This window comes from Pseudoxanthomonas sp. F11 (assembly GCF_037046485.1).
Taxonomy (GTDB): domain Bacteria; phylum Pseudomonadota; class Gammaproteobacteria; order Xanthomonadales; family Xanthomonadaceae; genus Pseudoxanthomonas_A.
Genome location: NZ_JBANLZ010000004.1, coordinates 237,206 through 251,329 on the forward strand (window position 1 = coordinate 237,206; position 14,124 = coordinate 251,329).

Here is a 14,124-nt window from a genome sequence, read left to right on the forward strand (position 1 = left end):
GGGGCAGGCGCTTCTCCCGGAGGGAGAAGGGAACAGCGGAGACTCAGATGCCCGCCAGGAACCTCGCCACCGCCGGGCCGAAGCGGTCGTAGTCCACCAGGAACGCATCGTGGCCCTGCGGCGACTCCAGCGGCAGGAACTCCGCCTGCGCACCGCCCGCGGCCAGGCCCTCGGCGATCTGCTGCTGCTGCTGCAGCGGGAACAGGATGTCGGTGGCCGCCCCGATGGCCAGCGCCCGCTGCACGCGGATCTTCGCCAGCCCCTGCATGACATCCCCGTCCGCATACTCGGCCAGGTCGAACCAGTCCATCGACCGGCTGAGATAGAGATAGCAGTTGGGGTCGAAGCGGCGCACGAAGCGGCGCGCATGGCCTTCCAGATAACTCTCCACCTGGAACTCCAGGCCAAACGGCTCCTCGTCCGGGCGGTCGGACTCCAGCCGCACCCGGCCGAAGCGGCCATCCCATTCCAGCGCCGAGCGGTAGGTGATCACGCCCAGCTTGCGCGCCATGCGCATGCCCGATTCCGGATACGTCTCATCGTCGTACTGGCCCCCGTTCCATTGGGGGTCCAGCCGGATCGCCTCGCGCTGCAGCGAACGGATGGCGATGGAGAACGGCAGCGCCTGCGCACTGCCCGAGATGTTGATGTGCGTGCGCGCCGCGCCCGGATGCAGCAGCAGGTAGGCCAGCGCGGTCATGCCGCCCATCGAATTGCCGATGATGCAGGCCAACTGCTCGATGCCCAGCCCGCGCACCACGTCGAAAGCCGCGTTGGCGCCGTCTTCCACCGACAGCTCGGGGAAGTCCAGGCGATACAGCGCGCCGGTATCGGGATTCACCGAGGCCGGGCCGGTGGAACCCTTGCAGCTGCCCAGCGAGTTCACGCAGACCACGAACCAGCGGTCGGTGTCGATCGGCTTGCCCGGGCCCAGCATCGGCTCCCACCAGCCGTCGGCCGGATTGCCGGGCGTGCGCGCGGCATGCGCATCCGGCGACAGGCCGGTGACGATCAGCACCGCATTGTCGCGGCGTTCGTTCAACGTGCCCCAGGTTTCGTACGCCACCCGCGCCCCATGCAGCGCGCCACCACGCTTCATGCGGAACGGCGAGGGCAGGGGATGGAAGCGGGTGCCGGGAGGGATGAATTCGGTCATCGCGGCAGTGTAGGCAATGCGGCGGGGCGATGCCATTTCAGCAACGCCCACGTATAAAAATGCCCGTGTAGGAGCGCCCCATGGGCGCGATGCTTTTGAGCCGCACGGCAGCCGCCTTGAGAAGCATCGCGCCCATGGGGCGCTCCTACAGGAAATGCGGATGTGTACGACAGATGCGGATGTGTAACGTCCGCCGCGTCCGGCCTTACGGCACCACGCGATCGATCGTCAGCATGTAGCGATTGCCGGCCTTCACGTCGGCGGTGACCGCGGCGGCTTCTAGGTCGCCGGACTGCGCGGCGGGGCCGTTGCCCTTGGCGATGCGGGCGACCAGTTGCACCTGTGGCAGCTGCGAGAGCTTCAGCGTGGGCATGGGGCTGTCGCCGTCGCCCAGCGGCACGGTGACGGGGAACGCAGACACCGGCAGGCGCTTGGCCGCGACCGGCATGGGGGGACCCCCCACCTGGCGCGCGAACACGAACAGCGTGTCATCCGGCGCCAGCTTTTCCTTCAGCGCGGGAGCGAGGTCGACGGTAACCGTCAGCAGCGCGGGCGATGCGTCGGCGACGGGCGCGGCATTGGCCAGCGGCGGCAGGCCGGCTTCGGCGCGGGCTTCGTTGATCTGCGTGCGCAGGGTGGCGGCGGTGTTGGGATCGACCTTGGCCAACAGGGGCTCCCAGGTCTTCGCGGCCTCGGCGTGCCGGCCTTCCTGCCGCTGTGCCAGGCCCACGAACCAGCGCGCGCGTTGATGGTCGGGATTGATCGCGATGGCCTTGTCCAGCATCTCCCGGGCCTGCGCATCGAGCTTGCGCTCGGCGTTGTTGAACAGGCGCGCCTGCGCGGCTTCCACCAGCAGGTCGGCGTCGTCGGGCATCAGCTGCACGGCGCGCTCGAAGGCCTTCTGCGCATCGGCGTAGCGCTGCAGTGCGGCGTAGGACTTGCCCAGCAGGCGCCAGCCTTCGGGTTCGTTCGGCTTCTTCTTCAGCTCGGCTTCGAGCTGGCCGATGGCCTCTTCCAGCGTGGTCGGCATGGCCGCGGCGGCCTGCGGTTCCAGCGCGGCGGGCGTGCCGACCACGCGGTACAGCGCGAAGGTGGCCACGCCCAGCGTCGCCACGCCGGCCAGCACCAGCCCGCGCGCATCGCGCCACAGCGGCCACAGCACCGCCAGCAGCACGGCCACGGACAGCACGATGGCGAGGATCACGAAGGGGGTCATCACCACTCCTGGTCGTTGTCGTCGGTGGCGGGGCCCGGCTGTTTCGCGCGGCGCGCCACGATGCGCCCGACCCACACGCCGCCGGCCAGCAGCAGCAACAGCGGGCCGAACCAGAGGATGTAGGTGCCGGGCGCCACGTCGGGCTTGTACAGCACGAACTCGCCGTAACGGTCCACCAGGAACTGCTTCACCTGCGCGTCGTCCTTGCCCTGGCGCATCAGGTCCAGCACTTCGCGGCGCAGGTCGTGGGCGATCTGCGCGTTGGAATCGGCCAGCGACTGGTTCTGGCACATTACGCAGCGCAGTTCGGCGGTGAGCTTGTGGAAGCGGGCTTCTTCGGCCGCGTCGTTGAACTGCAGCGGGGTGGGGTCGCTGGCCTGGGCGAAGACGGGCGCGGCGACGGCAACCAGCAGGGCCAGCAGCAAGGCGCGCAGCAGCAGGACGGGAGAAGTACTCATCGGCCGGCTTCGATCTTCTCGAGCGTGGGAATCAACTGGTGGTCGATGATGGCCTGGTCGATGGCGCCGACGTGCTTCCAGCGGATCACGCCGTTGCCGTCGACGAGGAAGGTTTCCGGCGCGCCGTAGATGCCCCAGTCGATGGCGGTGCGGCCTTCCACGTCGGCGAGCACCATCATGTACGGATTGCCGAACTGCTCCAGCCAGCGCAGGGCATCAGGGCGTTCGTCCTTCAGGTTGTAGCCGATGAAGCGCACGCGCTTGGTCAGCGCGAACTGCGTGAGGACCGGATGTTCGACGCGGCATTCCGGGCACCAGCTGCCCCACACGTTCATCACGTAGGGCTGGCCGGCCAGGTCGGCGTTGGTCACGCGCTTGTTCGGCTCGTGCAGCAGCGGCAGGTCGAAGGCCGGAGCCGGCTTGCCGATCAGCGGCGAGGGCAGCGCGTCGCGGCCGGCGCGGTCGGATTGCTTCACGCCGTAGTACAGCAGGCCCATCAGGCCGATGAAGAACAGCCCGATGATGATCAGCGCGAAGGTCAGCGCGCCCCGCGAGCGCGGCGGTGATGGCGGGAGTTCGGACGCGTTGTTCATGCGGGGGTCGCCTCGGACTTGCGGTGATTGCGGAACCGGCGGTCGGCGGCGGTGACGAAGCCGCCCAGCGCCATCAGCGCGGCGCCCAGCCAGATCCAGCGGACGAAGGGTTTGATGTGCACGCGCAGCGCCCAGGCGCCATCGCCGAGCGGCTCGCCCAGCGCCACGTAGACATCGCCGAGCACGCCGGGCCGGATGCCGGCCTCGGTCATCACCTGGCCGCCGCTGGCGTAGGCGCGCTTCTCCGGATGCAGCAGCGTCACCGGCCGGCCGTCGCGCAGGACCTGCACGTGGCCGCGGTCGGACAGGTAGTTCGGGCCCTGCGTTTCATCCACGCCCTGGAAGTGGAATCCCCAGCGGCCGACCTCGACGGTCTGGCCCGGTTTCACCGCCAGTTCGCGCTGCACGTTCAGCGCTTCCACCAGCAGCGCACCGACCAGGAACACGGCGATGCCGGTGTGCGCCAGCGTCATGCCCACCATCTCGGGGGTGAAACGCCCTTTGGCGCGCAGGCGCGACCAGACGAAGCGCACGGTGCCCAGGCCGACCCACGCCGCGCCGAGGATGCCGGCCGCGGCCTTGAGCTTGCCCTGTGGCGCCATGAAGTAGGCGACGACGGCCAGCACGATCGACAGCAGCAGCCACGGCAGCAGCATCGCGCCCAGTCGTGAGGCCTTGTCGCGCTGCCACTTGGTGAGCGGCCCGAACGGCACCAGCGCCACCAGCGGCGCCATCAGCACGATGAACAGCAGGCTGAAATAGGGCGGACCGACCGAGATCTTGCCCAGGTCCAGCGCATCCGCGATCAACGGATACAGCGTACCCAGCAGCACCATCGCGCAGGCTGCGGCCAGCAGCAGGTTGTTGGCCAGCAGCAGCGTCTCGCGCGAGCTGGCGGCGAAGTACGATTTCTCCGAGGCGTCGTCGGCCAGCTGCGGCGCGCGCCAGGCATACAACAGCAGCGAGCTGCCGATCACGATGCCCAGGAAGACCAGGATGAAGACGCCGCGGCTGGGGTCGGCGGCGAAGGCGTGCACGCTGGTGATCACCCCCGAGCGCACCAGGAACGTGCCCAGCAGCGACAGCGAGAATGCCGCGATGGCCAGCAGCAGCGTCCAGCCGCGGAACGCGCCGCGCTTCTCGGTGACGGCCTGCGAGTGGATCAGCGCCGCGCCCACCAGCCAGGGCATGAAGCTGGCGTTCTCCACCGGGTCCCAGAACCACCAGCCGCCCCAGCCCAGTTCGTAGTACGCCCACCAGCTGCCCAACGCGATGCCCAGGGTCAGGAAGCCCCAGGCGATGTTGGTCCACGGCCGCGTCCAGCGCAGCCAGCGCGCATCCACGCGGCCATCGAGCAGGGCGGCGATGGCGAACGCGAACGGCACCACGAAGCCCACGTAGCCCACGTACAGCAGCGGCGGATGGATGATCATCCCCGGGTCCTGCAGCAGCGGGTTGAGATCGCGGCCTTCGCCCGGCGAGGGCAGCAGGCGGATGAAGGGATTGGAGGTGAAGATCAGGAAGGCGAGGAAGCCCACCGCCACCACGCCCATCACGCCCAGTACCCGCGCCATCACCACGTCCGGCAGCCCGCGCGAGAACAGCGCCACCGCGCCGGTCCAGATCGCCAGCACCAGCGCCCACAGCAGCAGCGAACCCTCGTGCGAGCCCCACACCGCGGTGTAGCGGTAGACCATCGGCAGCAGCGAGTTGGAATTGTCGGCGACGTACTTCACCGAGAAGTCCTGCTGCACGAACGCGACCGTCAGCGCGATGAAGGCCAGCATCACCAGCCACAGCTGCGCGTAGGCGGCCGGACGTGCGACGTCCATCCAGGTGGCCTTGTTGCGATGCGCCCCGGCCAGCGGCAGCAGCGCCTGCAGGGCGGCGACGAGCAGCGCGAGGATCAGCGCGATTTGTCCGAGTTCAGGGAGCATCAGTCATCCATTCCCTCGCCCTGCGGACGGGGGTGAGAACGATCTGCTTGCGCGGCATGCCGCGCAGATCGTTTGAACGCCGGGCGCGCTGCGCCCGGCCGGGGTGGGTGCCGAAGGCGGGTGAGGGGCGAGCGGAGTGGCGGGGTTCCGGACGGTCCGCGTACATCCGGATGCGCGGACGGGACGTCCGACGGTGGCGCCTGAAAGCAAAAGCGCCCCTCATCCGCCCTCCGGGCAACTTCCCCCCGCTCGCGGGGAGAAGGGAATGGCCGGCAGGTGCGAAGATCAATTCGGCGCCCCGGCAGGTGCGGCCTGCACGTCGTGCTTCTGGTGCGCCTTGCCCATCTTGTCGGCGACTTCCTTGGGCATGTAGGTCTCGTCGTGCTTGGCCAGCACGTCTTCGGCTACGAACACGCCGTCCTGCATGGCGCCGGTGGCGACCACGGCCTGGCCCTCGCGGAACAGGTCCGGCAGGATCTTGTCGTAGCGCACCGTCAGCTGCGCATCGCCGTCGGTGACGCGGAAGTGCGAGACCAGCGAGCCGTTCTCGCGCTTGAACGACCCTTTCTCGACCATGCCGCCCAGGCGGAAGCGGGCGCGCTCGCTGGCATCGCCGCGCAGCACTTCGGCCGGCGTGTAGAGGTAGGCCACGTTGCGCTGCAGGGCCATCGCGATCAGGGCGGTGGCGGCACCGGCGACCAGCAGGGCCAGCAGCACGAACAGCAGGCGGCGGCGACGGACGGGATTCATGCGGTCAGCGTTCCAGGTCGGCGGGGGCGGCGTGGCGGCGGGTCTCGCGCGCGGCGCGCAGGCGGGCGGCGCGCAGTTCGCGGCGCACCTGCAGGCGCGGGGCGAGGAAATCCCACGCCAGCACCAGGGCGAACACGGCGTAGGCGCCGATGACGTATTCCAGATAGGTCACGGTGCGGCTCCCTTGGCGGCGGCGAGCTTCGCCACCCAGTCCTTGCCGGCCTCGCGGCGCAGGTTGTCGGCGCGCGCACGCGCCAGCAGCGAGCCGGCGAACCAGAACTTCGTCGCGATCACCATCAGTACCAGCGGAAGCGTCATGCTGCTGTCCATGCTGGACTCGCCGAACACGCGGATGGTCTGGCCCTGGTGCAGCGAGTTCCACCACACCACCGAGTAGCGGATCACCGGCAGCAGCGCCACGCCGACGATGGCCAGCAGGCCGGCCGCGCGCGCGGCGTTGCGGCGGTCGTCGATGGCGCCGTACAGGCCCATCACGCCCAGGTACAGGAACAGCAGCAGCAACTCGGTGGTCAGGCGCGGGTCCCAGTCCCACCAGGTGCCCCACATGGGCTTGCCCCAGATGCTGCCGGTGGCCAGGGTGATGACGGTGAACGCGGCGCCGGTGGGCGCGCAGGCCATGGCCAGGATTTCGCACAGCTTGATCCGCCAGACCAGCGCGATGGCGGCGTAGAACGCCATCAGGCCGAACACGAACATGCTCATCCACGCGCTGGGCACGTGGATGTAGAGGATGCGGAAGCTGTCGCCCTGCTGGTAGTCGGCCGGGACCACGAACAGCGCCTGCCACAGGCCCGCGCCCAGCAGCACGATGGCGGCCAGATAGCACCACGGGGTCCAGCGCGCCGCGAAGCGGTCGAAGTAGGGGGGCGAACCGAGTTGGTGGAACCAGCGGACGAGGGGATTCATGCGCAGCGTCGGTCTTCAGGTCAGGGCGATGCGGATCGCCGCAGCGGCGGCCAGCGGGGCGAGCAGCAGCGACAGCAGCAGGCCGGCGGCCAGCCAGAGGAGGGCGCCGGAGGCATCCAGCCCTTGTGCGCTGGCGGCCACGGCGCCCGCGCCGAACACCAGCACGGGTACGTAAAGCGGCAGTGCCAGCAGGGCCACAAGGATACCAGAGCGCCTCATGCCGACCGTCAGGGCGGCCACGACCGCGCCCAGCAGACTCAGCAGCGGCGTGCCCAGCGCCAGCGTGGCCAGCAGCATCGGCAGCTCGCTGCGCGGCAAGTGCAGCATCTCGCCCAGCAGCGGCGCGGCCAGCACCAGCGGCAGGGCGGTGGTGGCCCAGTGGATCAGCACGCGCACCAGCACCAGCCAGGCCAGCGGCACCGGAGCCAGGATCCACTGCTCCAGCGAGCCGTCCTCGGCATCGCCGCGGAACAGGGTGTCCAGCGACAGCAGGCCGGCCAGCAGCACGGCGACCCACAGCACGGCGGGCGCGACCTTCGACAGCGCCTGCGGCGACGTGCCCAGGCCCAGCGCGAACAGGACCACCACCAGCAGCGCGAACAGCGCGGGCTGCAGCGCATCGCCGCGACGGCGCCACAGCAACTGCACGTCGCGCACGATCAGCGCACGGGCGGTCTGGAAGAGCGAAGGCGCCGGGTTCATGCGGGGCGCTCCAGCAGCAGCATCCGCGTCTGCACCGGCGGGGCCGCATACGCGCCATGGGTGGTGACCAGCGCGGCACCGCCCTCGCGCAGGTGCGCGGAAATCATCCGGTTCACCAGGGTGATGCCGTCCAGGTCCAGGTTGGCGTAGGGCTCGTCCAGCAGCCACAGCGGCGAAGGCGACAGCCACAGGCGGGCCAGCGAGAGGCGCTTCTTCTGCCCGGCGGAGAGCTGCCGCGCCAGCGCGTCCTCGTAGCCGGCCAGGCCGACCATGGCCAGCGCGTTGCCGGGCATCTGGCGGGCGCGGCGGCCATGCAGGCCGCACAGGAAATGGAGGTTCTCCAGCGCGCTCAGGTCGGCCTTCAGTGCGGGCAGGTGGCCCAGATAGGCCATCGCATGCGCCCGCCGGGACGGGCCGGCGGGTTGTCCGTCGATATCGATCTGGCCGGCATCGGCGCGCAGCAGCCCGGCCAGCACCCGCAGCAGCGTGGTCTTGCCCACGCCGTTGCCGCCCTGCACCAGCAGGGCCTCGCCCGCGTCCACGGCGAACTCCAGCGGCCCGAACACCGGCTCGTCGTTGCGCGAGAACGTCAGGCCACGGGCGGCCAGCAACGGCGGGTGGGGGGGAGCGGCGTCGGTCATCGGATCGGGCGTTCCCGGAGGGGAGGCTGGGGTGTCCTGAAGGCTCAGCCACCCATTCTAAACGGAGCCGCCGGCCCGGCTGCCTGCGACAGACGGTCGCGCCCCCGGCCATGTCGCCCCGTCAGCCCACCCAGTCGGTGTACGGGTCGTCGCCGGCCTCGGCCGGGCGGGGCCACATCATCCGCAGACGGACGGGTTGGCCCGTGCTCCAGCAGAGCGTGCCGCCCTGGCCGAACTCCCGTGCCAGGGCGTCGGCCTGCGCCAGCGTGGCGTCCAGGACCAGACAACCGTACTCGACCATGCCGCCGCGGTGGTCACAGCCCAGTGCCGGATGCAGCGCCAGTCCCAGCGCCCGCACGCGCGCCTCCAGCCGGGCCTGGGCGGCATCGTTGTCGGCGCGCGGGGTTTCGCCCGGCGGCGGATTCCAGGCGGTGATGAACAGATAGCGGTCTGCCATGACCTGGCGTTCGATGTCCGGTGCGGTCAGGCCCGTGCAGAACAGCCATTCCCTGCGGCCGAGGGTGACGAAGTAGTGCGCCGCGGCCCACGCGGCGGCCAGTCGTGCGCGCTCGGATTCGGGCGCGTCCCCGTTCGCGGCGCCGTCGGCAGGAACGCTGTGTTCGGCCATGGCCGCATCATCGCGCGTCACGCCGAGCGCGTACACTCCGTGCTCCCCTCCGCCGAGTACCTGAACCGGGATGTTCCAGCCGCAGACCAAGCTGCCCAAGGTGGGCACCACCATCTTCACCGTGATGTCGCAGCTCGCCGCCGAGCACGGCGCGGTCAACCTGGGGCAAGGCTTCCCGGATTTCGCGGTACCGCAGCGGCTGGTGGACGAACTGGATCGCGCGATGCGCGCCGGCCACAACCAGTACGCGCCGATGACGGGCGTGGCGCCGCTGCGCCAGGCCATCGCCGAGAAGGTGCTGCGCTGCTATGGACGCCCGGTAGACCCGGACACCGAGATCACCGTGACCAGCGGCGCCACCGAGGCGCTGTTCAACGCGATCCACGCGGTGGTGCGCCCGGGCGAAGAAGTCATCGTGCTGGACCCGGCCTACGACAGCTACGAGCCGGCCATCGACCTGGCCGGTGCGCGCGCCGTGCATGTGCCGCTGGATCCGCGGACCTTCGCGGTGGACTGGGACCGCGTGCGCGCGGCTGTCACGCCGAAGACGCGCCTGCTGATCGTCAACAGCCCGCACAACCCTTCCGGCGCGATGTTCGACGAGGCCGACATCCGCGCGCTGGCCGCGCTGCTGGAGGGCACCGGCATCTACCTGATTTCCGACGAGGTGTACGAGCACATCGTGTTCGACGGCCGTCGCCATGAATCGATCCTGCGTTATCCCGAACTGGCTGCGCGCGCCTTCGTGGTCTCCAGCTTCGGCAAGACCTACCACTGCACCGGCTGGAAGATCGGCTACGCCATCGCGCCGCCGGCACTGAGCGCGGAGTTCCGCAAGGTGCACCAGTACAACGTGTTCTGCACGTTCGCACCGGCGCAGCACGCGTTCGCCGCGATGATCCGGCAGGAGCCGGAACATTACGAACAGCTCGGCGCGTTCTACCAGGCCAAGCGCGACCGCTTCCGCGAACAGCTGCTGGGCACGAAGTTCAAGCCGCTGCCGGTGCCGGGCGGCTATTTCCAGCTGGTCGACTATTCCGCCGTCAGCGACCTGCCCGATGCCGAGTTCGTGAAGTGGCTGACCGTCGAGCACGGCGTCACCGCGATCCCGCTGTCGCCGTTCTACGAAACGCCGCCGGCCGGCCAGCGACTGGCACGGCTGTGTTTCGCCAAGAACGAGGCGACGCTGGATGCGGCGATCGCGCGGTTGAAGACACTCTGATCGTCGTCCCAGCGTAGGCTGGGACCCATGGGGCTTTTGCTTCGTTGTTCGTTGGAACGCGCAAAAGCACATGGATCCCGGCTTGCGCTGGGATGACGTTTGAACCATTGCCATCGTCGTCATGCTGATGGCGGCCTGGAGACAGAACCCATGCAAGACCTCCGCATTTCCCTCGTCCAGGGCGAAACCCGCTGGCACGACCCAGCCGGCAACCGTGACTACTACGGTGGCCTGATCGCGCCGCTGGCCGGGCAGACCGATCTGGTGATCCTGCCGGAGACGTTCACCAGCGGCTTCAGCAACGAGGCCATCGACCAGGCCGAGGGCATGGACGGTGCCACGATGGCATGGATCCGCGAACAGGCGGCAACGCTCGGCGCGGCGGTGACCGGCAGCGTGCAGCTGCGTACGGACGAAGGCGTGTTCAACCGCCTGCTGTTCGCCACGCCCGATGGCGGGCTGCAGCACTACGACAAGCGCCATCTGTTCCGTTACGCCAACGAGCACAAGCGCTATGCCGCGGGACGCAACCGGTTGACGCTGGAGTGGAGGGGATGGCGGATCAATCCGCTGGTCTGCTACGACCTGCGCTTCCCGGTGTTCGCGCGCAACCGCTACGACGTGGAGCGTGCGGGGCAACTCGATTTCGACCTGCAGCTGTTCGTCGCGAACTGGCCGGCGCCGCGCGCGTATGCATGGAAGACGCTGCTGCGGGCGCGGGCGATCGAGAACCTGTGCTACGTGGCGGCGGTGAATCGCGCGGGCACGGATGGCAATGGGCACGTCTACAGCGGCGACAGTGCGGTGATCGATTTCCTGGGGCAGCCGGTGGTGGAGTTGCCGGCGGGCGAGGGGGTGGCGACGTCGACGATCTCGGCGGCGGCGTTGGCGGCGCATCGGGAGAAGTTTCCGGCGATGCTGGATGCGGATCGGTTCGAGTTGCGCTGAGCGCAACGTCTCCGCGGGTCGAAGCCCCTCTCCCTGCGGCGACCGAAGGAAGTCCCTGTGGGAGAGAGGGGTTGGGGTGAGGGGCAACGAAGTCCGTATCCCTCTGGGCGTCTGCCTTGAGCCACATCCGCGATGGCACTGGTTTCGTGGCTTTGCGGGATGGCTTTTCTCTTCTCGCATAGATGGCGCGCTCGCCGCGAGGCGTCACTTTCTTTGCTTGTGCAAAGAAAGTAACCAAAGAAAGCACACCCCAGGCGGCACGCCCTGCGCTTCGCTCCGGGTCCGCGAGCGGGCCAGGAATTTTCGTAAGGCACATCCATGTGCCATACGAAAACGCCGCCCATCCAGGGCGGCGCCCTTCGGGTTTTACCTGGCCCGCTCGCCGTGCCTCATGGGGACCCGGGAGCGGGAGCAAAGGCAAAGTCAAAAGCTCGTCGCGAGTTTCGATCTGTCAGGCGCGGCTCTTGGGACCCCTTAGGTCCGGCAGTCCCGGTGGGTCAAACCCCGCAGGGGCGGCGCACAAGGATGTGCGTCGTTTTCGGCCGGGGCAGGATGCCCCGTCCGAAAATTCCCGCCGGGACTGCGCACCCGCCGCGCAGCGGCGGGCGGACCGTCGGGGTGTGTTTCTTTTGCCTACTTTTCTTTGCGCAAGCAAAGAAAGGAGACCCCTGCGGCGAGCGGCACCATGCCTAAACCCACGACTATTTCCCAGCAAACTCATGAGGCCAACAGGCTTATGGTCGCGCGTGCATATCGCGCTCGCGGCGATTGTTGTCGAATCGCGGGACATCAGGGGTATCGTCTTCGTTGCCCCTCACCCCAACCCCTCTCTCCCACAGGGACTTCCTTCGGTCGCCGCAGGGAGAGGGGCTCAGGAGTGCTCATCCCGCCTTCTGCGGCAGGATCTGGCACACCGCCTGGCACATCACCAGCACCCGACCGGCGTCGTCGCGGACCTCGCCGGCGAGGAACAACTGCGTGCGCGTGCGTTCGACCAAGCGCGCATGACAGATGATGTGCGGCATTTCCGGCGTCACCGGGCGCAGGTACTGCGTGTTGAGCGAGGTCGTCACGCTGGGCGGCGCGATCAGGTACGAGAACGGGCCCAGCGTATTGTCCAGCGCCGCCACGATGAAACCGCCCTGCATGTGCCCGATCGGGTTCTGGTAGCGCGCCAGCACCGGGAACCGCATCGCCAGCGATTCGCCTTCCACGTACGCGACCGGTTCGCCCTGCATGTCGGTCAGGCAGGGCGGCGGGATCTGCAGTGGTACACCCGCCGGCAGGCGCGCCCGCAGCAGGGCGTTGATATCGGTGCCGTCGCTCATGGCGTGAAGCTCAGTTCGAACGAGGTGAGAAACGGCGCACGCGGCGGGGCGGGCAGCGTCCTGCCGGCGATCTGCGCCTGTACGCAGGCGGCCAGCACCGTGCCACCTTCGCGCCACGTGCGCACCACCTGGCCGGCAGCATCCAGCTCCGCCACCACCACGAACGGCGAGGTGTCGGCGTCCGGCGCGGCGCAGCGGGCGATGGCGTCGTCCAGCACGCGAGCCTGGGCGTCGCGCATCGCCCGCGAGGTCAGGACATGCAGCGACGCTTCGTCCGCGTCGGCGCGCTGCTTGGCCTGTGCATAGTCCATCGTCGACTGCGCGTGGGCGGAAAGCGCGGTGGCCGTCGCGAGCATGAGCACGGTGAAGGTAGCGATGGGCAGGCGCATGGTCATGGCGCCTTCGGCGGTTCGATCCGCAGGAGCTTGCCGTCTTCCTCATCGGTGACCACGTAGACGTTGCCGTCCGGACCCACGCGCACGTCGCGGACGCGCTCGCCGATCTCGTTGAGCAGGCGCTCCTCGCCGAGCACGGTGTCGCCCTGCAGGGTCAGGCGGATCAGGTTGCGTTCGGCCAGCGAGCCCAGGAACAGGCTGTCGTTCCAGGGACTTTCGGGGCGTCCGGTGTAGAACGCCATGCCCGATACGCCCGGCGACTTCTCCCACACGTGGAAAGGCTGTTCCATGCCATCCTTCGCCTTGCCCTCGGCTTCGGGGATGGGCTGGCCGGAGTAGTTGATGCCGTGGGTGATGACGGGCCAGCCATAGTTCTTTCCGGCCTGGGGCAGGTTGATCTCGTCGCCGCCGCGCGGACCGTGCTCGCTCTGCCACAGCGTGCCGGTGCGCGGGTCCAGCGCCATGCCCTGCATGTTGCGGTGGCCGTAACTCCAGATCTCCGGACGCGCGCCGGCCTTGCCGACGAAGGGGTTGTCCTGCGGCACGCTGCCGTCGAGGTTCAGGCGCACCAGCTTGCCCTGCAGCTTGTCGAGTTCCTGCGACATCGCACGCTTGTTGCGCTCGCCCTGGCTGATGAACAGATGGCCCTTGCCGTCGAAGACCAGGCGCGAGCCGAAGTGGTTGGGGCCGTCGACCTTCGGTTCCTGGCGGTAGATGACCTTGACGTCGGTGAGCGCGTCGCCGGCCAGCGTGCCGTAGGCGACCGCGGTGCCGGCGGTGCCGTCCTCGCCAGGCTCGGCGTAGCTGAGGTAGATGCGCTGCGTGGTGGCGAAATCCGGGGCCAGGACCACGTCGAGCAGGCCGCCCTGGCCGGTGGCGAACACCTTCGGCACGCCGCGGATGGGTGCGGATACGGCGCCGTCGGTGCCGACACGACGCAGCGCGCCGCTGCGTTCGGTGACCAGCATGCTGCCGTCGGGCAGGAACGCCAGCGACCACGGATGAGCCAGGCCGCTGGCCACCTGGGTGACGCGGATCTGCCCCTTGGCGCTGGTCAGCGTCTGCGCCGGCTGGCTGGCGGGCGCGGCCTGTGCCGCCGCGGGCGCCTTGGCTTCGGCGTCGCTCTTGGCGGAAGAGTTGCACGCGGCCAGCGGCAGCGCGAGGAGGAGAGCGGTGGCGAATCGATGGGGAACGTGGCGCAACGTCGTGTCTCCTGTGGGGGA

16 protein-coding genes are annotated in these 14,124 nt (G+C 69.1%); 2 read left to right on the forward strand and 14 right to left on the reverse strand.

Features of this window, described 5'->3' with window-relative positions; genetic code table 11:
* Nucleotides 1-43: 43 nt before the first annotated feature.
* The 11 genes from V8246_RS13945 to V8246_RS13995 all read right to left on the reverse strand — a co-directional run bounded on the left by V8246_RS13945 (nt 44) and on the right by V8246_RS13995 (nt 9,008).
* Entirely contained in the window at nt 44-1,156 is a 1,113-nt protein-coding gene (locus V8246_RS13945) for a homoserine O-acetyltransferase (protein WP_336189734.1), read from the reverse strand.
* A 205-nt stretch (nt 1,157-1,361) separates the two neighbouring features.
* Nucleotides 1,362-2,372: a tetratricopeptide repeat protein gene (locus V8246_RS13950; protein ID WP_336189735.1), complete on the reverse strand. Its 1,011-nt coding sequence runs from the start codon at nt 2,370-2,372 to the stop codon at nt 1,362-1,364.
* Nucleotides 2,372-2,830: a cytochrome c-type biogenesis protein gene (locus V8246_RS13955; protein WP_185896482.1), complete on the reverse strand. Its 459-nt coding sequence runs from the start codon at nt 2,828-2,830 to the stop codon at nt 2,372-2,374. Before V8246_RS13955 ends, V8246_RS13950 begins: the two co-directional genes overlap by 1 nt.
* Nucleotides 2,827-3,423, reverse strand: coding sequence for a DsbE family thiol:disulfide interchange protein (locus V8246_RS13960; protein WP_336189737.1), 597 nt, complete (start codon nt 3,421-3,423; stop codon nt 2,827-2,829). The genes V8246_RS13955 and V8246_RS13960 overlap by 4 nt, the downstream gene beginning before the upstream one ends.
* Nucleotides 3,420-5,360 (reverse strand): heme lyase CcmF/NrfE family subunit, encoded by a 1,941-nt coding sequence (locus tag V8246_RS13965; protein ID WP_336189738.1) that lies wholly within the window; start codon nt 5,358-5,360, stop codon nt 3,420-3,422. The genes V8246_RS13960 and V8246_RS13965 overlap by 4 nt, the downstream gene beginning before the upstream one ends.
* Before the next feature lie 285 nt (nt 5,361-5,645).
* Nucleotides 5,646-6,110, reverse strand: a complete 465-nt coding sequence (gene ccmE / locus V8246_RS13970; protein ID WP_298153876.1) for a cytochrome c maturation protein CcmE — start codon at nt 6,108-6,110, stop codon at nt 5,646-5,648.
* Nucleotides 6,111-6,114: 4 nt separating this feature from the next.
* Nucleotides 6,115-6,282 carry a heme exporter protein CcmD gene (gene ccmD, locus V8246_RS13975; RefSeq protein WP_162108470.1) on the reverse strand — a complete coding sequence of 56 codons (168 nt, stop codon included), beginning with the start codon at nt 6,280-6,282 and terminating at the stop codon, nt 6,115-6,117.
* Entirely contained in the window at nt 6,279-7,037 is a 759-nt protein-coding gene (gene ccmC, locus V8246_RS13980) for a heme ABC transporter permease CcmC (protein ID WP_336189740.1), read from the reverse strand. The genes ccmD and ccmC overlap by 4 nt, the downstream gene beginning before the upstream one ends.
* A 15-nt stretch (nt 7,038-7,052) precedes the next feature.
* Nucleotides 7,053-7,739 carry a heme exporter protein CcmB gene (gene ccmB / locus V8246_RS13985; protein WP_162108468.1) on the reverse strand — a complete coding sequence of 229 codons (687 nt, stop codon included), beginning with the start codon at nt 7,737-7,739 and terminating at the stop codon, nt 7,053-7,055.
* Nucleotides 7,736-8,380 (reverse strand): heme ABC exporter ATP-binding protein CcmA, encoded by a 645-nt coding sequence (gene ccmA / locus V8246_RS13990; RefSeq protein WP_336189741.1) that lies wholly within the window; start codon nt 8,378-8,380, stop codon nt 7,736-7,738. Before ccmA ends, ccmB begins: the two co-directional genes overlap by 4 nt.
* Before the next feature lie 121 nt (nt 8,381-8,501).
* Nucleotides 8,502-9,008: a DUF3293 domain-containing protein gene (locus tag V8246_RS13995; RefSeq protein ID WP_336189742.1), complete on the reverse strand. Its 507-nt coding sequence runs from the start codon at nt 9,006-9,008 to the stop codon at nt 8,502-8,504.
* 70 nt (nt 9,009-9,078) lie between these two features.
* Here V8246_RS13995 and V8246_RS14000 point away from each other — a divergent pair, with 70 nt between their 5' ends.
* Complete coding sequence (locus V8246_RS14000; RefSeq protein ID WP_336189743.1) at nt 9,079-10,230, forward strand: pyridoxal phosphate-dependent aminotransferase; 1,152 nt, start codon at nt 9,079-9,081, stop codon at nt 10,228-10,230.
* Nucleotides 10,231-10,380: 150 nt separating this feature from the next.
* Nucleotides 10,381-11,178, forward strand: a complete 798-nt coding sequence (locus tag V8246_RS14005) for an amidohydrolase (RefSeq protein ID WP_336189745.1) — start codon at nt 10,381-10,383, stop codon at nt 11,176-11,178.
* Between the two features lie 881 nt (nt 11,179-12,059).
* On the opposite strand, the gene V8246_RS14010 is transcribed toward V8246_RS14005, so the two are convergent.
* The 3 genes from V8246_RS14010 to V8246_RS14020 are packed head-to-tail and all read right to left on the reverse strand — an operon-like array spanning nt 12,060 to nt 14,103.
* The gene (locus tag V8246_RS14010; RefSeq protein WP_336189746.1) at nt 12,060-12,506 is read right to left on the reverse strand and encodes a PaaI family thioesterase; all 447 of its coding nucleotides are present in this window, start codon (nt 12,504-12,506) and stop codon (nt 12,060-12,062) included.
* Nucleotides 12,503-12,901, reverse strand: a complete 399-nt coding sequence (locus V8246_RS14015; RefSeq protein ID WP_336189748.1) for a hypothetical protein — start codon at nt 12,899-12,901, stop codon at nt 12,503-12,505. The genes V8246_RS14010 and V8246_RS14015 overlap by 4 nt, the downstream gene beginning before the upstream one ends.
* Complete coding sequence (locus V8246_RS14020; RefSeq protein ID WP_336189749.1) at nt 12,898-14,103, reverse strand: PQQ-dependent sugar dehydrogenase; 1,206 nt, start codon at nt 14,101-14,103, stop codon at nt 12,898-12,900. Before V8246_RS14020 ends, V8246_RS14015 begins: the two co-directional genes overlap by 4 nt.
* Nucleotides 14,104-14,124: the final 21 nt, after the last annotated feature.